Source organism: Nonomuraea sp. NPDC004186, from assembly GCF_053603495.1.
This window is the reverse complement of sequence record NZ_JBSGFQ010000005.1, coordinates 54012-78328: the sequence shown is the minus strand read 5'-3', so window position 1 is coordinate 78328 and position 24317 is coordinate 54012. Positions and strand designations below refer to the sequence as shown.

Here is a 24317-nt window from a genome sequence, read left to right as displayed (position 1 = left end):
CGTCATCCGCGGCACCACGCTGCCCCCCGGCACCACACCGCCCCCCGGCACCGCGTCGAGCCATGGCACCGTGCCCACAGCCACCACCACCTATGCCCACATGCGACCAACTGGCCGAAAGCCAGACACCGCAGCCATTGGCACTGCAAACCCTCGCCCGACGAACCGGACCCACGGCCCCAGACCGCTGGCCGGTACCGCTGGCCCCCAGACCGTCGGCCCCTGCCTGACCCGAGCCTCGTCCGCGGACCCGTGGCCCCCCACCGCGTGGGCCCGTGCGACCGAGCCACCCGCCGACCAGCACAGCCGAGCCTCAGCCCCCACCCATCCCCGGACCCAAAACCGCGCCATCCAACCCCGCCCGTCCGCAACCCCGCCCGTCCGCAACCCCGCCCGTCCGCAACCCCGCTATCCACAACCGAGCCCTGACCCACTCCCACCATCCCCAGAACCCCGTTCGGCCCCACCCCCACCACTCCTCATCCACGAAAGTCGGTGCCCGGACCAGCACCAGACCGACGACGGAGGTGGCATATGGCCGCGAAACACGACCAAGCCCTCGGCAAACAAGGCGAACAGGTAGCGGTGACCTACCTGGAGGCCGAGGGGATGCAGATAATCGCCCGCAACTGGCGCTGCCGCCACGGCGAGATCGACATCATCGCCGAAGAAGGCGCCACCCTGGTCGTTGTCGAGGTCAAAACCCGATCGGGCAGATCTCACGGCACAGCCCTGGAATCCGTGAGCCCAGTCAAGCTGGCCAGGCTGAGGATGCTCGCGGCCAAGTGGCTGGCCGCGCAGCCGCGCACGTTCCGCACCGTACGGGTGGACGTGGTCGCCCTCGAGCGTTTCGCCGGTGACTTCGCCCTGAGTCACGTACGGGGGGCGATCTAGATGGCCGTGGCCCGTACGCGCAGCGTGGCCGTGATCGGAGTCGCCGGCCGCACCGTCGAGGTCGAGGCGGACGTGGGCAACGGCCTGGCCGGCATCCACCTCATCGGCCTCCCCGACACGGCGCTCAGCGAGGCCCGAGATCGGGTCAGGTCCGCGATGGTCAACAGCGCCTATCCCTGGCCCGACGCCCGCATCATCGTCAGTCTCTTCCCGGCCAGCCTCCCCAAGCGCGGTTCCCAGTTCGATCTCGCCATAGCCGTGGCCATTCTGGGCGCCGCTGGCGTGATCCCGGCCGAGCGCATCGCAGAGCCGTTCTTCCTGGGTGAGCTCGGCCTCGACGGCCGCATCAGACCTGTACGCGGCGTGCTGCCCTCCATCCTCGGTGCGGCCAAACACGGTGACGTCACAGTCGTCGTCCCCGCCGCGAACTCAGCCGAGGCCGCCCTGGTGCCCAACGTCAAAGTGATCCCGATTTCGCACCTCCGCCAGCTCGTGGAGTGGCTGCGCAGGGGAGACGACGAGCCCGAGCCCCGGGTCGAGGAGTGCGCCGAGTTGCCCAAGTCCACCGACGGCACGACGGTGGATCTTGCGGACGTCGTGGGCCAGCCGGTCGCCCGACGGGCTCTGGAGGTGTGCGCGGCAGGCGGCCACAACCTCTGGATGCTCGGCCCGCCGGGCACCGGCAAGACCATGCTGGCCGAACGCCTCCCCACCCTCCTGCCGGACCTGGAGCTCGACCACGCCCTGGAGGTCACGGCCATCCACTCCGTCGCGGGCGCCCTGCCGCCGAACGCTCCCATGATGAGCAGACCCCCGTTCGTCAGCCCTCATCACACGGCGACGTCCGCCGCGATCATCGGCGGAGGCAGCGCGATCGTACGTCCAGGAGCGGTCTCCCTCGCCCACAGAGGCGTCCTCTTCCTGGACGAGGCTCCCGAGTTCCCCCGCCACGTGCTAGACGCCCTCCGGCAGCCTCTGGAGTCCGGCCGCGTGACGGTGTCGAGGTCTGCGGGCTCGGTCACGTTCCCGGCCAGGTTCATGCTCGTCATGGCCGCCAACCCCTGCCCGTGCGCCCAGGCCGAGGACCAAGGGGATACCTGCAAGTGCACCCCCACGATCAAGCGCCGCTACCTGGGCAGGCTCTCCGGCCCGCTCCTGGACCGCATAGACATGAAGGTCACCGTGGTCCGCTCGTCCAGACGCGAACTCCTGGCCGACCGCCAGTTCGTAGAAACGAGCAAGACAGTAGCCGAACGCGTCCTCCTGGCCCGCGAACGCGCCGCCAAACGCCTGACCGGCACGCCCTGGCGCACGAATGCCGAAATCCCCTCCTCCCTGCTCCACTCCGACTACCGCCCGTCCAACGAGGCCATGAAACCCATGACGTCCTGCCTCGACTCCGGCACCCTCACCGCCCGCGGCCTGGACCGCGTCGTACGCGTCGCATGGACCCTCGCCGACCTGGCCGACAAGGACACCCCGGAGGAGGACGAAACCAACGCCGCCCTCAGCTTCTGGCTAGGGGTGAAGTCCTAACACCCACCCCAAACCCAACCCCACCACCCCACACGCGCCCCATGCAGCACCGCGACGTGCTCCAGCACACGACGTGCTTGGCACCGCGACGTGCTTTGGCACTACGACGCGCTCCGGCACCATGACCTGCTCCCGCACTACGACCAGGTCTTCATCCCGTTCAGCTCTCGCCATCGCCCACCCCATCCCTCCAGGAGCCCTCATGCCCAGCTCAATCCCGGAAGCTGACAGACCCCTCGTACCCCCACCAGCCGCTACCCCTGGCCTACCGCGGTCAGACGCTCCACAAAGCCCCCATCCGGACCACGGCATGACCCATGCGCCTACCGAAACAGCCTTGACCAACAATCTTCCAGCAGCCGCCGAGACCGCTCCGGCCGCCAACACGGGTACCGCCATGGCCACGACCACCTGCACAAGCCCCGATACGCTCGGGGAACTGGGTACCGCCGCTGTCGCCTGCACGAGCCTCCCCACCTCCGCCGAAACGGGTGTCACCCCCGCCATCAGCGCAGGCAATGGCACCGCCACAGTCGCCTACACAAGCCGCACTAGCGCTGGCACTGCCACAGAAACCGCCACTGGCATGGGCGAGGGCGTCGCCGTCGACGCCGGCATTACTCCCGTCGATCAGCTGCGGGAAACGCCTGAGCCCACCAGCACCACCCCAACGGTCAGCGATACGCAGCATGAGCCCGCAACCAAGCCCGAAAGCGAAACCAAGCATCAGCCCGTGATCAGGCCTCAGACGGGGAGGACCACCGCCCAGACCACATCCACAACTTCGCCCCGACTTGCCGCGCCGTCGCCGCCGCCGTTGCCCTCGCCCACAACCACTACCGCCACCTCATCCACTAGGGCCACCCCATCCACTACCGCCACCCCATCCACCACCGCCGCCCCAGCCACGATCTCCACCCCATCCACCGCTCCGGCGCCAGCCACCACATCCCCCGCTCCAGCCAACGTCGCCACCGCACCGTCCACGATCGTCATCCCGACCACCACCGCTAACACCGCCGCGATCACCACCTCGCCCGCGATCACCACCTCGCCCACGACCAGTACCTCGGCTGCGGTCGCCACCTCGCCCGCCATCACCCCCTCGGCTACGGTTGCCCCCTCGGCCAGGGTTGCTGCATCGGCCACTACATCGGCCACTACATCGACCTCGGCCTCAACCTCGGCCAGAAGCGAAACTGAGGCCAGAGCCGCGCTCATGAGGGCGGCGGACGTCGGCGACCCCATCATGGGCCGTCTAGTGATGCTGTACGGGGCCTCATCGGTAGTGGAGGCGATCCGCGCCCGCACTCTGCCACCAGAGTTCGTAGCCCAGGAAGTCAAGCGGGCTCAGGAAGCCCACCAAGATCGTCCCCCTGACCTCACCGCCCGTCTCAATGCCTGGCACGCCCGCCTGGCAGCGGCCAACCCAGCAGCAGACCTCGAAAACGGAGAAAGGTCCGGAGCCCGATTGGTCACCCCGGGAAGCCCGGAATGGCCCACCCAACTCGACCAACTAGGCCCTGGCCGCCCCCTCGGTCTGTGGCTTCATGGCACGGCCGACCTGCGCTTCTCCTGTCTCAAGTCGGTGGCGGTCGTCGGAGCGCGAGCCGCCACGTCGTACGGCACCCACATCGCAGCCGAGTTCGGCGTCGGTCTCGGCGAGTCGGGCTGGACCGTCGTGTCGGGCGGTGCGCACGGTGTGGACGGTGCGGCTCACCGAGGAGCCCTGGCCGCCAACGCACCAACGGTCGTAGTCCTGGCCTGCGGTGTGGACATCTGTTACCCGGCGAGCCACGAAGTCCTGTTCGCCGCCGTTAGAGATCGGGGCGTCGTGATCAGCGAATGCCCGCCCGGCGTCCACCCCACCCGAGCCCGCTTCCTCATCAGAAACCGCCTGATAGCCGCCCTGTCGAGGGGGACGGTAGTGGTCGAGGCAGCCCTACGCAGCGGAGCCCTCAACACAGCCGCCCACGCCGTATCGCTCAACAGACACCTGGCGGCCGTCCCTGGCCCGGTCACCTCGAGCATGTCGGCCGGCTGCCACAAGCTTCTCCGCGATCGCAAAGCCGTATGCGTAACCTCTCCGGAGGAAATGATCGACCTGGTCGGCGTAATAGGCGACGACCTGGCCTCTCAGTCCCGAGCTCCTGCAGTCCCCAGAGACAAACTTAACGAACCCACCCGAAAAGTCCTCGACGCGATCCCCAGCCGAGGCGGCGCAGGTCCTGCGTCCATAGCGGTCGCCGCAGGGCTAAGCCTGGACGCCACCCTGAGCGCCTTGGGCGGCCTAGCAGCCGCGGGCTACATAGAACGAACCACAAACGGCTGGCGCCTCCGCAAACAGTTCGCCTCTTACCCCAAAGCCCCCGATTCCGCAGCCCCAGAACCCCCAGCCATCCCCGAGCCCGACGCATCCGACGACCCCCCGTTCCCAGACGACGACTTCCCCCTCGAGCCCGAGCAGCACGGTTGGCGCTGAGGCACAATCAATCCACCTCTGAAAGCGCCCGGACCGAGCCAATGCGACGGCCGCTACGGCCCGAGAAACTGCTGCCCGATCGGTACAGGGCCCTCGGGCAGGGAATGGCCCGCCAGCTCGGGCTCGGAATGGCCCGCCAGTTTGGGCTCGGAATGGCCCGCCAGTTTGGGCCGGGAATGGCCTGTCAGGCTGCCAACCATGCGCCGACAGTCGGCTGTGATGTACGGGGATGGCGTCCGACGCGACGGAGCCTTGAGAACTGGGCAACGGCTTGTCACGTGGGTAGCGGCCCGCGATGCTCTGGTCGGCGGTCGGCGGTCGGCGGTCGGCGGTCGGCGGTCGGCGGTCGGCGGTCGGCGGTGGGCTGGACGTCGGCTGGACGGTGGGCTGGTTTGCGGTGGGCTGGACGTCGGCTGGACGGCGGCCGGCGGGGGCTGGACGGTGTGTCGCCGTCTGACGGACAACTCCGGTCCGGACAAGACCGCCGAGTTCGTCCATGCAGTGGGCTGGGCGGTGGGTGGGGACAATTGTCTGACCGGCTAAGACCGTTTGGTACGAGGCGAGGGTGTCCGTTCGGGCGATGCCATAAGTCACCGCCGCTGAGACATGGAGGCAGGTGAACATACTCCTGCAAGTCAGCCTCCGCGGGACGTAACCCCGCGCCCGGGCCGCCGCCACGCATTCGAGTCCCGCCGCGCCCGGCGTTCTTGTTTTCGAGGAGCGCATAGATGCTCCAGAGTCCGTCGTTTCTGAAGTGCTCTCAGTCTTTGCCGGCACCTATCGCTGCGTTCCCTCGCGGCCTCAACCACATCCTCAGACCGCGCGTCCGCTGATCCGCCGGAGAGTGCGCCCGGCGTCCAGGAGTCGGTGGACGCAGTGGGGCTGAGGGAGGTTTTCTCCACGCTTAAATGTCGGCCGCTTCAACTGGTGAATGTCAGCGGAACGACGAAGATGTCAGTGAAATCAGGGATGTGAAGGGCTTTGTCTGTGCTGGTCAGAGCATTGATCATAGGCTGCGACAAAGTCGGGGTCACCGGTTACAGATCCCCTTCGCGAACCAGCGCTCGCGGGGCAGACTGATGTCTGCGGCCATCGCTTTGCTCTCCTTCGGTCTCGACTTAGGCCCTCGAAGGAGCAAGCGATGGCCGTCACCATTTCCCAGCTCCTCGCTCTTGAACTTCCACCTCCACGCTCGTGAGCGGTCGTTCGATTCGCTTGGTCCTATGGTGCAAACCACGATCAAGTTGAGGCGGCACTGCGCCTACTACTGTCATGGCCGAAAGGGTCCAGGGCGAAGATGCGCGGCCAGGCGGTGTGACTCCACTCCATAGTGCTGGGTCGGCTCAACGCGGGAAGGCAGCGTGAACCGCCCCGACTTCGATGGAGGCCTTGGTGTGCCCCGACTTCGGTGGAGTCGCTGGTGCGCCCCGGGTTGAGTGGAGGTGGTCCATGCCAGGGTGGAGGGCCCCGGAGCCGTTCACCACGGCACCTACGAGAACCCGCAACCTGGCCGACGTCGAACGGGTCTCCGAGGTGCCGCTAGCTCGGGGCGCTGCCCGTGACGCTGGTCGCGGGGTTCGTGCTCGTGGCGGAACGGGATGGACAGCTGCGGGCCCCGGTCGAGGGCCTGGCCTGGCGCGGAATCGGGTTCTGGGCACCACCGGGGCTGGCGAACCTGACGCGAATTGACCTGAGACAGGGCAAACCAGGTGCTGGTTGACCACGGGCAGGGTTGGCTCCTGGTTGAGAGGTGAGGTGTTGTTCTGACTCCGGTGGTTATGAGTTGTTCCTGGGATGGGGTTGAGCTTGAGTGGCGGGTGAAGTTTTTCCTGCCTGTCATGGCTTGGCAGTGGGAGGGATCGGAGTGGGGGTTCTGGGATGAGTGGGGGTGTCGGTCGTGAAAAAGTGGTGGGGGAGTTCGGGCGGCATCTGCGGATTGAGCGGGATCTTTCGCAGCACACGGTGCGGGCCTATCTGAGTGACGTGAACTCCTTGCTTGATCATGTGGATGGGCGGCTGGAAGGGCTTGATATCGGGGTGCTTCGTGAGTGGCTGGCTGAGCAGTATCGGGCCGGCAAGGCTCGGGCCACGCTGGCGCGGCGGACCGCTTGCGTTCGTACCTTTACCGCCTACTGCTACCGCCGCGGCTGGCTTGCGGCCGATCCGGGGTTGTTGCTGGGCAGCGCGAAGGCGGCTCGGCCGTTGCCTGCTGTTCTCGCTCCGGAGCAGGCGCAGGCTGTCCTGGAGGTGCCCTCGGCTGGGGAGCCGAAGGAACTTCGAGATCAAGCCCTTCTTGAGTTGCTGTACGCCACCGGTGTGCGGGTGAGTGAGTTGTGCGGGCTCGACGTCGATGACGTGGATCGGGATCGGCATGTCATCCGGGTCCTGGGAAAAGGGCGCAAGGAACGGTCTGTGCCCTTTGGGCTGCCTGCTCTTCGGGCGGTGGACAAGTGGTGCATTCATGGGCGGCCGTTGTGGGTTCGGGTGCGGTCAGGGGCTGCGCTCTTCCTTGGGGTACGGGGTGGCCGCATCGATGCGGGGACTATTCGGCGGGTCGTGCATGCGCGGCTGGCTCAGGTGGAGGGGGCTCCGGACATGGGGCCGCATGGGTTGCGGCACAGTGCGGCGACTCACTTGCTTGAGGGTGGTGCGGATCTACGGAGTGTTCAGGAGTTGCTTGGCCATGCGTCTCTGAACACCACGCAGATCTATACGCATGTCTCGATCGAGCGGCTGCGGGCGGCTTACCGACAGGCGCATCCGAGGGCCTGACGAGGGATAGCGATGATCAAGCGTGCGAGTACGTCGATGGTTGGTTGGATGCGTCGTCGGATGATCTTCTAATTTCTGTCGGGTGCGGATTTGCGGTGGCGGCCGGACTTCGCGTGGGTGGTTGTGGGGCGGCTGGGCGCTGGGTGTTTCTCACCACGATGCCCGGCGCCGGTGTCCGCGGGCCCGTGCTCTTCTCCCGTAGTAGCGCGGTGCTGGCCCCTTCTTCGGGTCCGGTGGTCTGTTCGAGTACGTCTGTGGCTGCGCAGGGCTGTGATCAGGAGACCTATCCCTAGCAGGGTGCCGAGGCCAATTGCCGATGTGGTGGTGGTGGTCGAGGCCGAGCGGGTCAGGAAGTCGAGCGTCGGGGTGGCGAGAGCGGGGTGGTGTCTCCGGCGTGAGGTGGTGGGAGTGAAGGAGCCGGCGGCTGCCAGGGGGTGGCGCTGGCTTGGCGTGCTGTCGTGACGGCTTGGCGATGGGGTGTGCCGGGGCAGGCTGTGGGTCCCGTACTTGATCAAGGTGAGGGTGAGTGGGGTGGCGGCCAGGGCTCTTGGCGTTGCTGGTGGTGCAGGGCCGAGGATGGCTGGGGATCTTTGTGGCTGTGTGGTGAGCGGTCTGGTGGTCTCCTCGGCTGGCGGTTGGAGGAAATGCTCGTGCTCGTCGACATCCCGTAGAGAGTGCTCATGCACGGGCGGGAGCGGGTTCTCGTCTTCGTGCCAGAAGGGGAGGAGGCGGATGGTCGCCTGGCCCAGGAGCAGGAGGGGATCGAGGTAATGGGTGCCGCGTCGGAGGCCCCAGTGCAGGCAAGATTCCCGGCAGTGGCCTGGTGAGGCTTCTACGACGCCGAGCCTGGATCCCGGGGCGACGGGTTGGCCTCGCCGTACGGACGCCTTGACAGGGAGATACGTCGTACGGAGGCCGCCCTCGTGCTCGACGGTGACCACCCCTTTTCCGGCTACGGGGCCGGCGAAGCGGATTGTGCCGGGGCCGGCTGCCAGGACTGGGGTGGATGGGGCAGCGGCCAGGTCGATGCCGCGGTGTCCGGCAAGCCAGGGCTCGGGCGGTGGGGTGAAGCGGCGCAGCACGTGGGGGTGTCCGTCGAGTGGCCAGCGCCATGTGGGTGGAGATGCTCTCGCCGGGGGAGCGGGGAGAAGAAGGATCGCGGCGGCAGCGAAGAGCAGTGTTGTCAGGGTGCCCTGGGCCGCCGTGAGGGCATGGCGAGGGTGGGGTGACATGGCTCTTTGCCCGGCGGTGGGGGCCTGGCCAGTACGGGGTGGTGCGGGTTCTTGGCTGGGTGCGGGGGCTTGGCGAGGGCGGGGTGGTGTGGCCTTTTGCCTGGGTGTGAGGGCTTGGCCAGTGGGGGTTTGGCGAGGGTGGGGCGGCATGGCCTTTTGCCTGGGGGTGGGGGCCTGGCCAGTACGGGGAGGTGTGGGTTCTTGGCTGGGAATGGGGGCTTGGTGAGTGGGGGGTGGTTCGTCTTTTCGGGGTGGATTGAGGGGGCGGTGGGGTGGAGATGATGCGGCAGCTTGGGTCGGTTTGGGGAACTGGTGGGTGGGCGGTGGTGGGGTGCTCTGTGTTGCCTTGGGTGGGTAAGGCGTTCTGCTGGGGTGGAGTGTTTGGTGGAGGCTGCCCAGGGTGGCGGCGCTGATGGGGTGGGGGGTGTCGGGCTCTGGGGAGTGGGTGGGCCTTCTTTGGGCTGTGAGGGTGGTTGTTGATGCTGGTGGGTGGGTTGCCGGGGTGGGAGGGAGAGAGGTCATGGCGCGAGTTTGGTTGAGCGCGCCGGGGTGGTTGGGAGACGAACGGGGTTCTGGGGATGAAGCGGGCGAGGTGTTTATGGGTTGTGGATAACTGGCTCGATGGCGGCTCGGGGCGGGATGAAGCGCTGCGATGATGAGGCTGCCGGTTCTGGCCTTGTGCAGGTCAGTGGGGAGGGGACACGCGCCGGACGGTCTGGTCGGGGCGCGTGAGTGGGGAACCGGCGGGGCTTTGCCGAGCCGGCGATTGCTGGGTGGATCGCAGGTGCTGAATCGTCGGCGGATTGCGGAAGGAAGTGTGCCGCATTGGCTCCTAGCGTGGTGAACACTCAAGCCGACAAGGAGCGTCAGATGGAGATTCGGCCGTTCACCATTGCTGTCCCTCAGCCCGACGTCGATGACCTGAAAGTCCGGCTGGCCCGGACTCGCTGGCCGGACGAACTACCCGGTATCGGGTGGAGTCGTGGGGTGCCGCTGGAGTTTCTGAAGGAGCTGGTTGCGTATTGGGCCGAGAGTTACGACTGGCGCGCTGCCGAGGCGCGGCTCAACGAGTACCCGCAGTTCATCACCGAGATCAATGGGCAGCGGATCCACTTCCTGCACGTCCGATCCGGCAACCCCGACGCTCTGCCGCTGGTGCTCACTCACGGCTACCCCAGCGCGTTCGCCGAGTTCACCATGCTGATCGAGCACCTGCGGCAGGACTTTCACGTGGTGGTCCCGTCACTGCCCGGCTTCGCCTTCTCCACGCCGGTGGGCGAGACGGGCTGGGCGATGGCTCGTACCGCTCGGGCCTGGATAGAGCTGATGCGGCGGCTCGGCTACGACCGATACGGTGTCCACGGCGGCGACATCGGCGCCGGCGTCTCCGGTGCGGTGGCAGGCCTTGATGGCGAGCATGTCGTGGGCGTTCATGCGGTGACCGATCCGTACACGGCGGCGGCCACGGCCACGTTCCTTCCCGGCATGGCTGACAGGCTCGACCCGGCGGACCCGGTCGACCAGGCGGCCCTGGAGCGGATGGCCGAGTTCCGCGCCGACGGCTCCGGTTATCTGGCGATCCAGAACACCCGCCCCCAGAACATCGGTTACCTGCTCAACGACTCGCCCGCCGGGCAGCTCGGTTGGATCGCAGAGAGCTTCGAGCGGTCGACCGACCTGCCCTACGACCGGGATCAGCTTCTCACGATCGCCAGCCTCTACTGGTTCACCGGCTCTGGCATCTCCGCCGCTCGATTCCTGTACGAACAGGCCCACTCTTCCGAGTGGGGTGCGCCGCCGGCCGTGCCGCAGGGTTTCGCGGTGTTCAGCGCCGATCCCACCGTCCGCAAGCTCGTCAACCCGCCCGCCGAGGCCCACTGGACGGAGTATGAGCGAGGTGGACACTTTCCGGCCATGGAGGCACCGGAGATGCTGGCGAAGGATCTGCGGGTCTTCTTCGGGGGTTTGAAGTGATCAAACGCCTCTGGCTCGACCGCACTTTCGCCCGCCATCTGTTGGTTTCGGGACTTGGGTTGGGCTACGTCTGAGGGGTGGCGGGTCAGCGAGGGGCGTGGCGTTTGCAAGCGATCAAGGAGTTCATGGTTTGGGATGCAGGCGGCTCGCTGCTGGGTTTCGCCAGGCGGGTGGGGCGTGGTTGGCGGTGAGGGCGTAGGGGAGATGTCCAGATCCAGATGGCGCTCAGGGCTATGCCTGCTGCGCAAATGAGGATGACCGGGCGTAGGCCGATGAATTCGGCGAGGATGCCGCCGGTTATGCCGCCGAGGGCCAGGACGCCTTGTACTGCGAAAGTCATGGTGGCGTTCACCCGGCCGCGGAGCTCTGGGGAGGTTTCGCGCAGGGTGATGGCGCCCATGCAGGTGGCGAAGGCTACGACGATGCCGCCTGTGATCGTTCCGGTTAGGGCGAGCAGCGAGAGTTTCCACCAAAGGGGGCCGGTCAGCAGGCCTACCGCGAGGATTTCGATGGGGAAGAAGAGCACCGAGACGAGCAGGATGCGGTTCTCGCCGTAGCGCTTGGACAGGCGGGCCGTGATCCAGGCGCCCAGCATGCCGCCGATGCCGCTCAGGGCGATGAGGGCGCCTAGCAGGGGCTTGGGGATGTTGAGCGCGTTCACCATGTAGAGCATGTAGATGGCCGTGTACGCCATGGCGAAGAAGTTGATCGTGACGCCTGCGCCCAGGAGAGCGCGGAGTACGGGATGGGTGACGCTGGTCCGCAGGCCCTCCATGACGTCGTTCCACATGCCTCGGGAGGTTGCCGGCTCGTTCTTCTCCGGGGTGCGGATGGCGCGGAGCAAGAGGGCTGAGGTCAGGAACGACAATGCCTCCGCCAACACGGCCAGCGGGGCCGTGAAGAGCTGAACCAGGAGACCGGCCAGGCTGGGGCCGCCGACCGACGCCACCGAGTAGGAGGCGTTCAATCCGGCCATCGCCTCGGTTCGCTGGGGAGGGGCGGCGACTGCTGCCACGTAGGGGAAGTTCGCGGCCCTGAAGAGTACGCCGGCTGCGCCGATCACCAGGGCCACGGTGATCAGCCATGCGACGCTGAGGAGGTCGAGGAGCCAGGCCAGGGGGACTGTGGCGGCGGCTGCGCATGAGACGAGTTCGCAGGCGATCATGAGGGGCCGGTGCCGGGTGAGCCGGTCCGCGATGGCGCCTGACTGGAGGCCGAACACGAGGGCGGGCACCGAGGCGGCGGCCGTCAGCAGGCCCATCTGGGAGGGGGAGGCGGCCAGCAGGGTTACCGCGGTCAGGGGGATGGCCAGCTTGGATACCTCCGAGCCGGTGACGGAGATCGTTCGGGCGGCCCAGAGGAAGCGGTAGTCGCGCTGTTTTCTGAGTGGGATGGGCGCGTCTGAGCTGCGGTCATCGTGGTTGGGGTGATTCGAGTCGGAGGTGTCGTTGGGAGCCGCGTGGTTGGGGCGGTTCGAGCTGGAGGTGTGATCACGAGCTACGGGGTTGGGGTGATTCGAGCTCGTGCTGGGGTCGTTGGAGGTGTCGTCGGGAGCTGCGTGGCTGGCGTGGTTTGAGTTGGGGGTGCTGTCGGGAGTTGCGTGATGGTGGCTCGAATCGGTGGTGGGGTCGTCGGAGGTGCCGTCACGAGCAGCGTGCTTGGGGTCGGGGGTGTGGCGCCGGGGGATGTGGTGCGCACTGGCGGCGTGGTTGTCGTGAGGGGCGCGGTTTTCGTTAGTGAGGTTGCGGTCAGGCATTCGATCCTCGGTCAATGACGTGGCGGTCTCGGTCATGGCGCCTGCAGCCTCGGACGTGGCTGGCTGGAGGGATGGACTGAGCTGATTGGGGTCGGGCTTAGGCGCCGGCCTCGTGGCTGTTACTGGGGTGCGCGGCGGTAAGGGCCAGGTGGGTTGGTGGTTATGGGCACTTGGGCTGATGTGCGGGGTTGACGTTTGGTGGTGCTGGGCTGAGCGGGGGTTGGCCTGGTCGTTGGGCCTTTTGGCTGGTTATGGCTTGCGGGGGATGTGGTCTGGGTCGTCGTCGGTTGTGGCTGCCCAGGCCGTGGGCCCGGGGGAGCGTCGGGCCGGTGGGTTGATCGCGGGTGGTGGGAGTGGCTTCGGCGTTGGTGTTGTGAGGGTGGGGGACGGGGCATTGGACGTATTGGTTGGCTGTGGGTGGGCGTGGTTTGGGGTGATTGACGAGCGTTCTGGCTGGTGCAGGGCATGGTGGAGTTGTGAAGGGAACGCTTCATAACTGTGAAGATATCCCTTCATAGTTATGAAGGCAATGCTTCACACCTTGGGGCGGGTAATCTTGGCGGCATGAGTGAGGGGCTCAGTGATCCCAGGGCGATGCGGGCGCTGGCCCACCCGGCGCGCCTGATGATCCTCAATCGGCTGGGTCTCGAGGGCAGTGCCACTGCCACTGAAGTGGCGGAGATCGCGGGGATCACGCCCAGCGCCGCGAGCTATCACCTGCGCATGCTGGCCAAGTACGGGTTCGTGGAGGACGCGCCGCCGCGTGGCGACGGCAGGGAACGGCTGTGGAAGAGCGTGAACAAGCCGATCAGCGTCGGAGTCAAGCCGGGCGACCAGCCGGACGTACGGGATGCCAAGGTGGCTCTGATGCTGGCGTTCCGCCGGGAAGCGCATGAAGAGGCGGATCGCGCTATGGCGGCCGTTGAGGCTGAGCCTGATGAGTGGCGGGATGTCACCCGGTTCAACCGGATGCGGATCAGGGTCGACCCGGAGGAGCTGGCTCAGCTCAACGAGTCGATCGAGAAGCTGGTCGAGCCGTACCTCATTGCCAATCGCGATGAGAAGGCCGCGCCGAGCGGGGCCAGGATCGCCGAAGCGCAACTGAACCTTTTCCCGGTCGCGAAGAGGCCGACGCCGGGGCTGCCTACCGAGGATCACGATGCGGCCGGCTGATGTGGAACCGGCAAGGGTGGGCGGAGGGCCTGTTGAGGCAGAGGTTGACGTGCGGGATTGTGCTCTGGTCCGCGGCTGAGGTGGTGGTTGGCGTGCGGGACCGTGTTCTGGTTCTCGGCAAGGGCGGGTGGAGGGCCAAGAGTGGGCGGAGGGCCTGGTTGAGGCGGTGTTGACGTGCGGAATCGTGCTCTGGTCCGCGGGTTTGGTCGGGCGGTTCGTGGGGGTGAGCTGCCGGGCGTTGGTCGAGTTGCAGGAAGCGGCCGGTGTTGGCGCGGTGCATGTCAGATGTTGATGGTGTTTGGTGCCTTGATGACTGAGTGATCACGATGGGGGTGGGTGTGGGGGTGGAGAGCTGGATGTCTGATTGACCGTTGACGGTCAGGCTGGGCTGGTACGGGAGGTAGACTTTTCGGTGGCCTGTGACCACAGGCCGACTTCGCATGCCCCACTGCGGACCGCGCCATCGGTCCGGGCCATGGGCCCGGCTGGCGGGGTTTCGGGGCATCAGGGCGGCAGACGACGCGCTGCTGCGGCACAACCGAGAACCGCGCCCTTCCGCAGGGCGCCAAGACCTGGAGGACCAGCACATGGCCCCCGTCGTCACCATGCGACAGCTGCTTGAGAGCGGCGTTCACTTCGGTCACCAGACCCGGCGCTGGAACCCGAAGATGAAGCGATTCATCTTCACCGAGCGCAACGGCATCTACATCATTGACCTGCAGAAGTCGCTCTCTTACATCGACCGCGCGTACGACTTCGTCAAGGAGACCGTCGCCCACGGCGGCACCATCCTGTTCATCGGCACCAAGAAGCAGGCTCAGGAGGCCATCTCCGAGCAGGCTGCCCGAGTCGGGATGCCGTACGTCAACCAGCGCTGGCTGGGCGGCATGCTCACCAACTTCTCCACCGTGCACAAGAGGCTTCAGCGGCTGAAGGAGCTCGAGGAGCTCGACTTCGACAACGTCGCGGGCTCGGGGCTCACCAAGAAGGAGCTCCTCATGCGCCGTCGCGAGAAGGACAAGCTCGAGCGCACGCTCGGCGGTATCCGTGACATGGGCCGCGTGCCCAGCGCCGTGTGGGTCGTCGACACCAAGAAGGAGCACATCGCGATCAGCGAGGCCAAGAAGCTTGGCATCCCTGTGGTCGCGATCCTCGACACCAACTGCGACCCCGACGAGGTCGACTACCCGATCCCGGGCAACGACGACGCCATTCGCGCCGTCGGTCTGCTGACCAGGGTCGTCGCCGACGGTGTCGCGGCCGGTCTGATGGCTCGCTCCGGCGCCGCCCGCGGTGACGAGAAGCCTGCCGCCGCCGAGCCGCTGGCCGAGTGGGAGCGCGAGCTCATCGAGCAGGGCACCGGCGAGGCCGCTGCCGAGGCGCCGGCTGAGGCGCCGGCCGAGGCTGAGGCGCCCGCCCCCGCGGCCGAGGCTGCTCCTGAGGCCGCTCCTGCGGCTGAGGCGGCCCCCGCGGAGGAGGCTGCTCCTGAGGCTGACGCCGAGCCGCAGGCCTGACGTCAGCGCTCAGGTACCCGGGGTTTCCCAGGTACGGGCCCGTCCCGGTCGGGTGGGTGAAGAGTCCACCAGGCAGGGCGCGCGCCTTGCTCCGGCGAACGGAACGGCAGGACGAGGGATGTCCCTGGTCCTGCCGTGACCGGGCAAGGAACGGGCCACGAAGACAAGTGAACGGTTGAGCGAGGGGCCGCGGCCTCGCCGGGTGAGTGATCGCCAGGCGAGGACGTTTCCCAGTCAGGCAAGGACCAAGAGCCGGGCTGAGATCGAGGCTCAAGGTTCAGGGCCGATGCCGAGGCTGAGGCTGTGAGCCGGGATCTGGGCCGTAGGTCAAAGGCCTGGGTCGCGGTCCAGGGCCGGGCCTGTGAGGTCGCGGTTCAAGGGCCGTGGTCCAGGGCTGGGCCCGTGAGGTCGCGGTTCAAGGGCCGTGGTCCAGGGCTGGGCCCGTGAGGTCGCGGTTCAAGGGCCGCGGTTCAGGGCCGGGTCCGTGAGGTCGCGGTTCAAGGCCCGGGGCCGAGGCCCTGAGCCGAGGTTCGGGCCGGGGCCTGAGGTCTGGGTCCCGGGCCGGGGCCTCAGGTCTGAGTCCCGGGCTGGGGTTGTGAGCCGAGGTCTGGGTTGCGATCCAGGGTTGGGTCGCAGGCCGGGCCGGTGGTGAGCCGGGTCGTTCCGGGTGACCGGGACGGATGACCGGGCCGGGTTGGACCGGGTAGTTCAGCGGGCCAGGGTGGCCGGCCGGGCCGGAGAGGGCGGGCTTGCCCGAACCGGGCGCGGCGGGCCGGCCGGGTGGCGTCGGTGCTGGCTGGTGATGGTCCAGGATGGTAAGCCAGGGCGAGGCTGGGCAGTATGCCAGGCGAGCCGGGCCCCGAAACGCAAGACAGAGGCTGACGCAAGACAAAGGCTTCCGTACGGCAAGCGCCCGCCGTACGAACCAAGGGTGAGCAGGCGTGCCGTTGCCCACCTGATCCACGACGACGACGAAATCCCACAAGGAAAAGCAATGGCTTCCGTGAACATGGCCGATGTCAAGCGGCTTCGCGAAATCACCGCTGCCGGCATGATGGACTGCAAGAAGGCGCTCGAGGAGTCCGAGGGTGACTTCGACCGCGCTATCGAGCTCCTGCGCCTCAAGGGCGCCAAGGACGTAGGTAAGCGCGAGGCCCGCACCGCCTCCAACGGCCTGGTCGCGCTCAAGCAGGACGGCGACTCCGCTGCCGCGCTGCTCGAGCTCAACTGCGAGACCGACTTCGTGGCCAAGGGCGAGCGCTTCCAGGAGCTGGCCGCCCAGGTTGTCGAGCACATCCTCGAGACCAAGCCCGCCGACGTGGCGTCGCTGCTCGAGTCGTCCTTCGACGGCAAGAGCGTCAAGGAGCACCTCGACGTCGCCAACGCCGCGCTCGGCGAGAAGATCGAGATCCGCCGGTTCGCGGTCCTCGAGGGCGGCTACATCGGTGCTTACATGCACAAGACCGACCCGGCGCTGCCGCCGGCCGTCGGTGTGCTGATCCAGCTCGACAAGCCGAACGCCGAGGTCGCCAAGGACATCGCGCAGCACGCCGCCGCGATGGCCCCGCAGTACCTCAAGGCTGCCTCCGTCCCGGCCGACGTGGTCGAGAAGGAGCGCAAGCTCTTCGAGGAGATGACCCGCGAGGAGGGCAAGCCCGAGGCTGCCATCTCCAAGATCGTCGAGGGCCGCGTGAACGGCTGGTACAAGGACTTCACCCTCCTCCAGCAGGCCTTCGTCAAGGACAACAAGAAGAGCGTGGGCAAGTACGCCGAGGAGAACGGCGTCGAGGTCCAGGCCTTTGTCCGCTTCAAGGTCGGTCAGGCTTAGGCTTAGGCAAGCAACCGGCCAGGCAGGCCCGCCGCTCAAGGCGGGCCGCCCGGCCAAGGCAAGAAGCAAGCCGACAGCCTGAACTTGATTCACCGAACGAAGGAGGCCGCCGCCGTGCAGGACCACCGGGAGCCAGCCCACGAATCCACACGGACGGCGGCTTCCTCATCTCAAAATCCGCACAACCCGCTCAGATGGAAGCGGGTGATGCTGAAGTTGTCAGGAGAGGCGTTCGCCGGTAGCGAGCCGCTGGGCATCGATCCGGTGATCGTCGATCATCTGGCCGATTCGATCGCCGAGGCCGTCAAGGAAGGCGTACAGGTCGCGGTCGTGGTCGGCGGCGGCAACATGTTCCGCGGCGCCACCCTGTCGCAAGGAGGCATCGACCGCGCCAGAGCCGACTACATGGGCATGCTCGGCACGGTCATCAACTGCCTGGCCCTACAGGACTTCCTCGAGCGGCGGGGCGTCGAGACGCGCGTCCAGACCGCCATCACCATGCAGCAGGTAGCCGAGCCGTTCCTGCCGCGCCGCGCGATCAGGCACCTCGAGAAGGGGCGCGTGGTCATCTTCGGCGCGGGGCTCGGCTCGCCGTACTTCTCCACCGACACCGCGGCGTCCCAGAGGGCCCTGGAGATCGGCGCGGAGGCGCTGCTCAAGGGAACGCAGGTGGACGGGATCTACGACTCCGATCCACGCAAAAATCCGGATGCGGTCAGGTTCGACCACCTTGATTACGGCGAGGTGCTGCTCCGCGACCTCGCTGTCATGGACGCCACCGCGATCAGCCTGTGCAAGGACAACGACCTGCCGATCGTGGTCTTCGACCTCATGGGCGAGGGCAACATCCTGCGAGCGGTACGCGGTGAGAAAATCGGCACGCTGGTGAGTCCCGCAGGCAAATGAGGGAGCGAGCCCGACACCGCCAGCTAGAAGACAGGGAGCCGCTGTGATCGACGAAACCCTCCTCGAAGCCGAGGAAAAAATGGACAAGGCCGTCTCGGTCGCGAAGGAGGACTTCGCGACCATCCGTACGGGCCGCGTCACCCCCTCGATGTTCAACAAGATCAACGCCGAGTACTACGGCACGCCGACGCCGATCCAGCAGCTGGCGTCGTTCCATGTGCCGGAGGCGCGCATGGTGCTCATCCAGCCTTTCGACAAGAGTTCGATGGGCGCCATCGAGAAGGCCATCCGCGACTCCGACCTCGGTGTCAACCCCACCGACGACGGCCAGGTGATCCGCGTGACGTTCCCGGAGCTCTCCGAGGAGCGGCGCAAGGAGTACATCAAGGTCGCCAGGAACAAGGGCGAGCACGCCAAGGTGTCGGTGCGCAACATCCGCCGCTCCGCCAAGGAAGTCCTCGACAAGATGATCAAGGACGGCGAGGCGGGGGAGGACGAGGTCAGGCGGGCCGAGAAGGAGCTCGACGACCTCACCCAGAAGCACGTCGCGAAGATCGACGAGCTGCTCAAGCACAAGGAAGCCGAGCTGCTCGAAGTCTGAGCGGCACGCCGCACGGCGGACCGCGTTCGATGGGCCGCCGCAGGCAGCAGGCCTACGGTGGTCGCGTTGGGCCGGCCGCCGCAGGCGGCGGTTCGCACCTACGGCGGGTCGTCGCAGGCGGTGGTTCGCACTTCCGCGGGTCGTCGTAGGCGGCGGTTCGCGCCTGCGGCGGGTTGTCGTGGGTAAGGGGTTCGTGCCTGCGGCGGTCGTCGCGGGTAGCGGCTTGGGCCTGCGGCGGTCGCGTTGGGCTGGCCGCCGCAGGTAGCGGGTCTTGAACGGCCCTCGCCCCGAGTGGCGGGGGCCGTGGCTCTTGGAGAAACTCTGTGGAAGAACGTACGGCTGACACCAGCTCGAGCGGCGGCGGCCGTACCGGAAGGAACCTGCCCGCCGCGATCGCGGTCGGTGTGGTGCTGGGCGCGCTGGTCATCGGCACGATCTACACGATCAAGGAGCTGTTCCTCCCGGTGGTCGCCGCTGCCGTGGGCGTCGGCGCGATGGAGCTGATCAAGGCCTTCGCCACGCGTGGGATCAAGGTGCCCGCCGTGCCGGTGCTCGCGGGCCTGGTGGCGATGCATGCGGGCGCGTACTGGGGCGGGCCGACGTGGCTGCTGGCCACGTTCGCGGTGTTCGCGTTGGTGCTCCTGGTCTGGCGCATGTTCAGCGACGGGACCGACGGTTACGTACGGGACGCGTCGGCCTCGGTGCTCACGCTGTTCTATCCCGCCATGCTCGCGGCGTTCGTGCCCATGATGCTGCGGCTCCACGACGGCGACCACCGGGTGCTGATCTTCATCGCGGTGACCGTGGCCAGCGACATCGGCGGCTACTTCGCGGGCGTGCTGTTCGGCCGGCACAAGATGACGGCGATCAGCCCGAAGAAGACCTGGGAGGGGCTCGCCGGGTCGGTGATCGCGTGCACGGCCGTCGGGGCGTGGCTGGTGGTCTGGCTCATGCACGGCGCCATCTGGCAGGGCGCGCTGATCGGCGCGCTGGCGGCGGTGCTGGCCACCGTGGGCGACCTGATCGAGTCGATGATCAAGCGGGATCTCGGCATCAAGGACCTGGGCACGATCCTGCCCGGCCACGGCGGTCTGATGGACCGGCTCGACTCGCTGGTGACGACGCTGGTGCCGGTCTGGCTGCTGATGACGCTGTTCTTCTAGCTACCGCTGCTGCGCCTCCAGCGTCTCGGTGGTGACCGGTGAGAGCCAGAGCCACCGTACGGCCTCACCCCCGAACGCGAATCCTGACATGTCTGGCATGTGGGGTGCGTTGGCCAGCATCAGGACCCCCGAATACCGCGGCCCCAACGGGAACGTCGAAGGCTCGTGATACCACTTCGCCGTGTGCCCGTGGCCGAGCCACGTGACCGAGTGCCACGGATACTGCGACAGCCACACCAGCAGCAGCGCCGCGTCGCGCGGGTCCTCGCGGGTGGCCACGGCCAGCTCGATCCTGGCGTACGCGCCCGGCTTGTCGATCCACTGCTCGACCGTGGGCATGCGCTGGCAGCTCATCCCCACCGTGGACAGCACGGTGTAGGCGCGGCCCTGATGCGGCGGCCGTTCGGTGATGCCGACGGTCGGCAGCCGCTCGCCGCTGGCGTCCCAATAGCGTCCCGCGGGACCGAGCGCCCCGTCCAGATGGCCCATCACGAACTGCTGGAACGACGGCCACGACCCCTCGCTGTGCCGCCAGCCCCAGTAGGACCTGGCGTTGGAGAGGCGGGGCTGCAGCCCTTCGAGAGCCTCAGACAGCGCCCACGCGAACGGCGACTCGCCCACCGCGTCGCGGGCGTAGCCGGGCATGCCCCTGCTCATGTCGGCCCAGCCGGGGATGACCGCCAGCAGCTCCTCGTCCTCGTACAGGGCGACCCCGTCCCCCTCCTCGAACCACAGCGCGGTGAGCTGCCCGAGCGGCCTGCGGCCGTCCGGGTGGAGGGTGTTGGCCCTGGGCATCAGCGGCGGCAGGCCGGCGTTGATGCGGGCCAGGTCGACCACCGCCGGGGCGGGGCGATGGTTGGCCAGCCAGACGGCGCCGTGCACCGTGCCGTCGGGCGAGCACAGGTAAGCTACCGAGGAGTCCTCGTCACGCTCGACCACGAGCGTCCGGCTGCCGTACGGGTTACCGGCGGCGAGAACGACCTCGGCGCCACCCTCGCCAGATGCCGACCGAAAAATCGCCATACGTGATGACTGTAGATCCGGTGGCAGCCACGATGCGAGCCGTACCGTAACCAGGAATGCCACCTCCGATCCGAACGTTCATTACCCTGATTGACAGCCACTCAAAGCAAAGGCAGGAACGTGTCCCAGCCCCCAGGCCAGCTCACCTTCGTCGCGCCCCGGCGGGCCAAGCCCGCACGGCACCTGGCCGACCTGTCGATGGCCGACCGGCGGGCCGCGGTCACCGAGCTGGGGGAGAAGGCGTTCCGCGCCGACCAGCTCTCGCGCCACTACTTCGAGCGGCTCACCGCCGACGTCGGCGCGATGACCGACCTGCCGGCGGCCTCCCGCGAGAAGCTGGCCGCGCTCCTGCCCGACCTGCTGACCTCGGTCAGGGAGATGACCACCGACCGGGGCACCACGCGTAAGACGCTGTGGCGGCTGTTCGACGGGGCGCTGGTCGAGTCGGTGCTCATGCGCTATCCCGACCGGGTCACGATGTGCGTGTCCTCGCAGGCCGGCTGCGGCATGAACTGCCCCTTCTGCGCCACCGGCCAGGCCGGCCTCACCCGCAACATGTCCACCGCCGAGATCGTCGAGCAGGTCGTCGCCGGCGCCCGGGCGCTGGCGGCCGGCGAGGTGCCCGGCGGGCCCGGCCGGGTGAACAACGTCGTGTTCATGGGCATGGGAGAGCCGCTGGCCAACTACAAGCAGGTCATCGGGGCGGTGCGGCGGCTGGTGGAGCCCGCGCCGCACGGGCTGGGCATCTCGGCCCGGGGCGTCACCGTCTCCACCGTCGGGCTGGTGCCCGCGATCGGCAAGCTCGCCGACGAGGGGCTGCCCGTCACGCTGGCGCTGTCGCTGCACGCGCCCGACGACGAGCTGCGTGACACGCTGGTGCCGATCAACACGCGGTGGAAGGTGTCCGAGGTCCTCGACGCGGCGTGGGCGTACGCGGCGAAGACCAAGCGGCGGGTCTCGATCGAGTACGCGCTGATCAAGGACATCAACGACCAGGAGTGGCGGGCCGACCTGCTCGGCAAGCTGGTCCGGAACAAGCTCGTGCACGTCAACCTGATCCCGCTCAACCCGACCCCGGGATCGAAGTGGACGGCTTCCCGGCCTGAGGACGAGCGGGCGTTCGTGCGGCGGCTGGAGTTCCACGGCGTGCCGGTGACGGTACGAGACACGCGCGGCCGCGAGATCGACGGCGCCTGCGGCCAGCTCGCGGCCGCCGAATAACCCACCCGCCAAGAGCTCCCCCAGGCGGAACGGGGCTAGTGGGGTGCGATCGAGCGGGCCGCGAAGCCCTCGATCAGGTCGGCGATCATGGCGGCGCCCCTGCTGTTCAGGTGGATGTTGTCCGTGGTGAGCTGGAGACCGCGGCCCTTGGAGATGGCGTCCAGGCTGCGGCCGAGCAGGAAGTGCTGCATCGCGGCGGTCTGCGCCAGCCGCCCCTCCGCCTGGTAGCGGATGCCGGGAGCCCGGCCCCGCTCCTCCAGGTAAGCCGTCATCCGCTCGTTGAGCGGCAGGTACGTGACACCCTCGGCCGCCGCGACCCGCCGGACGATCTCGCTGTACTCGGCGGCCCGCCGCACCGAGACCGAGTCGAGCTCCTCGCCGATGACGGGCAGGGAGAGCATCGCCACCCGGGCCATCGTCTCGTCCTGGAGGCGGCGGGCGATGGTGGTGAGGTTTGCGGCGTAGGCCTCCGGAGTGGGGTCCGCGGAGAGTTTCCAGCGCTTGCGCAGGGTCTTGGCGAGCGTCCCGCTGAGCGTGGAGTTCGCGTCGTTCGTGCCGATCAGTACGGTCACCACGTCGGGATCCTGGCTCACGACGTCGTCGAGCCGCTTGACCGTCTCCGACGACGGCTCGTAGTTGACCCCGGCGTTGATCACGGTCGCCTCGGGCAGCCGGGAGCGGAGCATGGCCACGTAGTCGGCGCTCACCTGTGCGCGGGTGATGCTGTCACCCAGGCAGATCATTTTCATCGTCGTCTCCTCTAGGGTGAGTAAGTGCTCACTAACCTACCCTACGCCGGAGCCACACGTACGTCCCCAGGCCGATCAGGCACCACACCAGGGTGATGGCGCCGAGTTCGGGGAGCTGGTCGAGGAGGTGACCCCCGTTCGCCGCCTTCATCCAGGCGATGAGCGGGACGGTGAGCCAGTGCAGGGGAGAGGAGCTGAGCAGCAGCATCGCCAGGAACCCCAGCAGCAGCCCCATGATCGAAAGCGCGGGGGAGCTGATGACCGCGCGGCTGGTGAGGGCGCCCAGCGCGGTGCCGGTGAGCGCGGCCAGGGCGTTCAGGACGAGAGCGGCGGCCAGCACGCCGCGCGACGGAGCCTGGCTCACGCCGAGCAGGAGCGCCGCGCCCATGCCGAGCGCCGCGAACGCCACACATGTCACGAACGCCGCCATCAACCCCGCCGCCACCTCCCTGCCCCGTCCGCCCACCTGGATCGCGGACAGCTCGCGCTGCCGGTCGGGCTCGGTGTCGAGGAGGCTCCTGGTCGCCCAGGCCAGGATGGGGATGATCAGTACGGCGCCGTCCGTGAGGGCCGAGGCCTCGCCGCCGCGCGGCGCCCGGCTGCCGTAGAGGATCGCCAGCATGGCGAAGGCCAGAAGGAGCGCCTGGAACATGCGGTGCGAACGGATGTAGGCGGCCAGCCGGAACGTGGCCAGGGCGATCATCCGGACTCCTCGATCTCGCGGGCCAGGTAACCCTCGCCGCGCATCCTGGCGAGGAAGTGGTGGACTTCGGACGCGGGCACCGTGACGGCCACGACCGTCCCCCTGTCCTCGACCGGTTCGAGGCCGGGCGCCGTCGTGCTCTCCTTGAGGCGGCCGTCCACCAGCGACCAATGGCGTATCCCGGGCAGCGAGCGCAGGCCGCCCTGGTGGTCGCTGACGATGACCATGCCGCCGCGGCCCGCCACCTCGCCGGCGATCGAAGGGAGCGCTTCACGGGTGTCCACGTCGAGCCCGGCGAACGGCTCGTCCAGGATCAGCAGCCCGGGCTCCGACATCAGCGCCTGGACCAGGCCGACCTTGTGCGCGCTGCCCTTCGACAGCTCGCCCAGGGCGACGGTGAGGAGGTGGCCCATGTTCAGGCGCTCGGCCCACGGCTCCCAGCGGGCGCCCCCGCGTACCCGGGACATGTGGCGCAGATAGGCCGTGACCGTGAACGGCTGGGCGGTCGGGAAGCGGTCGGGAGCGAAGCCGACCACCTCGGGACGCCCGGCGATCGTGCCGGTCGTGGGCCGGGTGAGGCCCGCAAGGAGGCGGAGCAGAGTCGACTTGCCTGCCCCGTTCACGCCGGTCAGCTCGATCACATCGCCGGGGGCGAGCTGGGTGTCGACGTCTTCGATGACGAAAGGATCACGTCTTCGGTAGCGGAAGGAGACCTTGGACAGACGCATGGTCTCGTAACGCTATATGTCGGGTCGCATCGCTAGCATAAAGAGCCCCACAATGGAGACGC

Annotated in this window: 19 protein-coding genes; 12 read left to right on the top strand and 7 right to left on the bottom strand. The window is 67.8% G+C overall.

Annotated features, from left to right (window positions below; genetic code table 11):
• Positions 1 to 534: 534 nt before the first annotated feature.
• Together ACWEPL_RS05645 and ACWEPL_RS05640 are read left to right on the top strand one after the other, a co-directional pair.
• Complete coding sequence (locus tag ACWEPL_RS05645) at positions 535 to 894, top strand: YraN family protein (RefSeq protein WP_452435319.1); 360 nt, start codon at positions 535 to 537, stop codon at positions 892 to 894.
• Complete coding sequence (locus ACWEPL_RS05640; protein ID WP_363962939.1) at positions 895 to 2430, top strand: YifB family Mg chelatase-like AAA ATPase; 1536 nt, start codon at positions 895 to 897, stop codon at positions 2428 to 2430.
• A 744-nt stretch (positions 2431 to 3174) separates the two neighbouring features.
• Here ACWEPL_RS05640 and ACWEPL_RS05635 read toward each other — a convergent pair.
• Positions 3175 to 3651 carry a hypothetical protein gene (locus tag ACWEPL_RS05635; RefSeq protein ID WP_452435318.1) on the bottom strand — a complete coding sequence of 159 codons (477 nt, stop codon included), beginning with the start codon at positions 3649 to 3651 and terminating at the stop codon, positions 3175 to 3177.
• Between ACWEPL_RS05635 and dprA the strand changes: the two genes are divergently transcribed.
• Together dprA and ACWEPL_RS05625 are read left to right on the top strand one after the other, a co-directional pair.
• Positions 3650 to 4912 carry a DNA-processing protein DprA gene (gene dprA, locus ACWEPL_RS05630; protein WP_363962943.1) on the top strand — a complete coding sequence of 421 codons (1263 nt, stop codon included), beginning with the start codon at positions 3650 to 3652 and terminating at the stop codon, positions 4910 to 4912. The two genes, ACWEPL_RS05635 and dprA, sit on opposite strands and share 2 nt — an antisense overlap.
• A 1878-nt stretch (positions 4913 to 6790) precedes the next feature.
• Entirely contained in the window at positions 6791 to 7684 is an 894-nt protein-coding gene (locus ACWEPL_RS05625) for a tyrosine recombinase XerC (protein WP_452435317.1), read from the top strand.
• 68 nt (positions 7685 to 7752) lie between these two features.
• On the opposite strand, the gene ACWEPL_RS05620 is transcribed toward ACWEPL_RS05625, so the two are convergent.
• Positions 7753 to 8916: a murein hydrolase activator EnvC family protein gene (locus ACWEPL_RS05620; RefSeq protein WP_452435316.1), complete on the bottom strand. Its 1164-nt coding sequence runs from the start codon at positions 8914 to 8916 to the stop codon at positions 7753 to 7755.
• An 870-nt stretch (positions 8917 to 9786) separates the two neighbouring features.
• On the opposite strand from ACWEPL_RS05620, the gene ACWEPL_RS05615 reads away from it, so the two are divergent.
• Entirely contained in the window at positions 9787 to 10890 is a 1104-nt protein-coding gene (locus tag ACWEPL_RS05615; protein WP_452435315.1) for an epoxide hydrolase family protein, read from the top strand.
• Between the two features lie 85 nt (positions 10891 to 10975).
• On the opposite strand, the gene ACWEPL_RS05610 is transcribed toward ACWEPL_RS05615, so the two are convergent.
• The gene (locus ACWEPL_RS05610; RefSeq protein WP_452435314.1) at positions 10976 to 12682 is read right to left on the bottom strand and encodes an MFS transporter; all 1707 of its coding nucleotides are present in this window, start codon (positions 12680 to 12682) and stop codon (positions 10976 to 10978) included.
• Positions 12683 to 13210: 528 nt separating this feature from the next.
• Here ACWEPL_RS05610 and ACWEPL_RS05605 point away from each other — a divergent pair.
• The 6 genes from ACWEPL_RS05605 to ACWEPL_RS05580 all read left to right on the top strand — a co-directional run bounded on the left by ACWEPL_RS05605 (position 13211) and on the right by ACWEPL_RS05580 (position 19831).
• Positions 13211 to 13819, top strand: coding sequence for an ArsR/SmtB family transcription factor (locus tag ACWEPL_RS05605; RefSeq protein WP_350739058.1), 609 nt, complete (start codon positions 13211 to 13213; stop codon positions 13817 to 13819).
• A 587-nt stretch (positions 13820 to 14406) separates the two neighbouring features.
• Complete coding sequence (gene rpsB, locus ACWEPL_RS05600; protein ID WP_363962951.1) at positions 14407 to 15333, top strand: 30S ribosomal protein S2; 927 nt, start codon at positions 14407 to 14409, stop codon at positions 15331 to 15333.
• Between the two features lie 994 nt (positions 15334 to 16327).
• The gene (tsf, locus tag ACWEPL_RS05595; protein ID WP_350739053.1) at positions 16328 to 17161 is read left to right on the top strand and encodes a translation elongation factor Ts; all 834 of its coding nucleotides are present in this window, start codon (positions 16328 to 16330) and stop codon (positions 17159 to 17161) included.
• A 207-nt stretch (positions 17162 to 17368) separates the two neighbouring features.
• Positions 17369 to 18067, top strand: a complete 699-nt coding sequence (pyrH, locus tag ACWEPL_RS05590) for a UMP kinase (RefSeq protein WP_219912434.1) — start codon at positions 17369 to 17371, stop codon at positions 18065 to 18067.
• Positions 18068 to 18110: 43 nt separating this feature from the next.
• Positions 18111 to 18668 (top strand): ribosome recycling factor, encoded by a 558-nt coding sequence (gene frr / locus ACWEPL_RS05585; protein WP_192790776.1) that lies wholly within the window; start codon positions 18111 to 18113, stop codon positions 18666 to 18668.
• Between the two features lie 323 nt (positions 18669 to 18991).
• Positions 18992 to 19831 carry a phosphatidate cytidylyltransferase gene (locus ACWEPL_RS05580; protein ID WP_350739047.1) on the top strand — a complete coding sequence of 280 codons (840 nt, stop codon included), beginning with the start codon at positions 18992 to 18994 and terminating at the stop codon, positions 19829 to 19831.
• Here ACWEPL_RS05580 and ACWEPL_RS05575 read toward each other — a convergent pair whose 3' ends face one another.
• Positions 19832 to 20854, bottom strand: a complete 1023-nt coding sequence (locus ACWEPL_RS05575) for a suppressor of fused domain protein (protein WP_363962956.1) — start codon at positions 20852 to 20854, stop codon at positions 19832 to 19834. It lies immediately after the preceding gene.
• Positions 20855 to 20974: 120 nt separating this feature from the next.
• Here ACWEPL_RS05575 and rlmN point away from each other — a divergent pair, with 120 nt between their 5' ends.
• Positions 20975 to 22075, top strand: coding sequence for a 23S rRNA (adenine(2503)-C(2))-methyltransferase RlmN (gene rlmN / locus ACWEPL_RS05570; RefSeq protein WP_452435313.1), 1101 nt, complete (start codon positions 20975 to 20977; stop codon positions 22073 to 22075).
• 35 nt (positions 22076 to 22110) lie between these two features.
• Here rlmN and ACWEPL_RS05565 read toward each other — a convergent pair whose 3' ends face one another.
• Genes ACWEPL_RS05565 through ACWEPL_RS05555 form a run of 3 tightly spaced genes read right to left on the bottom strand, consistent with a single transcriptional unit; the run spans position 22111 to position 24255 of the window.
• The gene (locus tag ACWEPL_RS05565) at positions 22111 to 22824 is read right to left on the bottom strand and encodes an SGNH/GDSL hydrolase family protein (protein ID WP_363962960.1); all 714 of its coding nucleotides are present in this window, start codon (positions 22822 to 22824) and stop codon (positions 22111 to 22113) included.
• 31 nt (positions 22825 to 22855) lie between these two features.
• A complete protein-coding gene (locus ACWEPL_RS05560; protein ID WP_452435312.1) occupies positions 22856 to 23527 on the bottom strand; it encodes a hypothetical protein in 672 nt (223 codons plus the stop codon).
• Positions 23524 to 24255, bottom strand: a complete 732-nt coding sequence (locus tag ACWEPL_RS05555; protein WP_363962964.1) for an ABC transporter ATP-binding protein — start codon at positions 24253 to 24255, stop codon at positions 23524 to 23526. Before ACWEPL_RS05555 ends, ACWEPL_RS05560 begins: the two co-directional genes overlap by 4 nt.
• Between the last annotated feature and the right edge of the window lie 62 nt (positions 24256 to 24317).

Bases quoted from the DNA above. Each gene is read 5' to 3' on its own strand.
- ACWEPL_RS05605 (WP_350739058.1), top strand. From the start codon at position 13,211: ATGAGTGAGGGGCTCAGTGATCCCAGGGCGATGCGGGCGCTGGCCCAC.
- ACWEPL_RS05575 (WP_363962956.1), bottom strand. From the start codon at position 20,854: ATGGCGATTTTTCGGTCGGCATCTGGCGAGGGTGGCGCCGAGGTCGTT.
- dprA (WP_363962943.1), top strand. From the start codon at position 3,650: ATGAGGGCGGCGGACGTCGGCGACCCCATCATGGGCCGTCTAGTGATG.
- ACWEPL_RS05625 (WP_452435317.1), top strand. From the start codon at position 6,791: ATGAGTGGGGGTGTCGGTCGTGAAAAAGTGGTGGGGGAGTTCGGGCGG.
- ACWEPL_RS05640 (WP_363962939.1), top strand. From the start codon at position 895: ATGGCCGTGGCCCGTACGCGCAGCGTGGCCGTGATCGGAGTCGCCGGC.
- ACWEPL_RS05565 (WP_363962960.1), bottom strand. From the start codon at position 22,824: ATGAAAATGATCTGCCTGGGTGACAGCATCACCCGCGCACAGGTGAGC.
- tsf (WP_350739053.1), top strand. From the start codon at position 16,328: ATGGCTTCCGTGAACATGGCCGATGTCAAGCGGCTTCGCGAAATCACC.
- rpsB (WP_363962951.1), top strand. From the start codon at position 14,407: ATGGCCCCCGTCGTCACCATGCGACAGCTGCTTGAGAGCGGCGTTCAC.
- ACWEPL_RS05560 (WP_452435312.1), bottom strand. From the start codon at position 23,527: ATGATCGCCCTGGCCACGTTCCGGCTGGCCGCCTACATCCGTTCGCAC.
- ACWEPL_RS05645 (WP_452435319.1), top strand. From the start codon at position 535: ATGGCCGCGAAACACGACCAAGCCCTCGGCAAACAAGGCGAACAGGTA.
- ACWEPL_RS05555 (WP_363962964.1), bottom strand. From the start codon at position 24,255: ATGCGTCTGTCCAAGGTCTCCTTCCGCTACCGAAGACGTGATCCTTTC.
- pyrH (WP_219912434.1), top strand. From the start codon at position 17,369: ATGCTGAAGTTGTCAGGAGAGGCGTTCGCCGGTAGCGAGCCGCTGGGC.
- ACWEPL_RS05635 (WP_452435318.1), bottom strand. From the start codon at position 3,651: ATGAGCGCGGCTCTGGCCTCAGTTTCGCTTCTGGCCGAGGTTGAGGCC.
- ACWEPL_RS05615 (WP_452435315.1), top strand. From the start codon at position 9,787: ATGGAGATTCGGCCGTTCACCATTGCTGTCCCTCAGCCCGACGTCGAT.
- ACWEPL_RS05610 (WP_452435314.1), bottom strand. From the start codon at position 12,682: ATGACCGAGACCGCCACGTCATTGACCGAGGATCGAATGCCTGACCGC.
- ACWEPL_RS05620 (WP_452435316.1), bottom strand. From the start codon at position 8,916: ATGTCACCCCACCCTCGCCATGCCCTCACGGCGGCCCAGGGCACCCTG.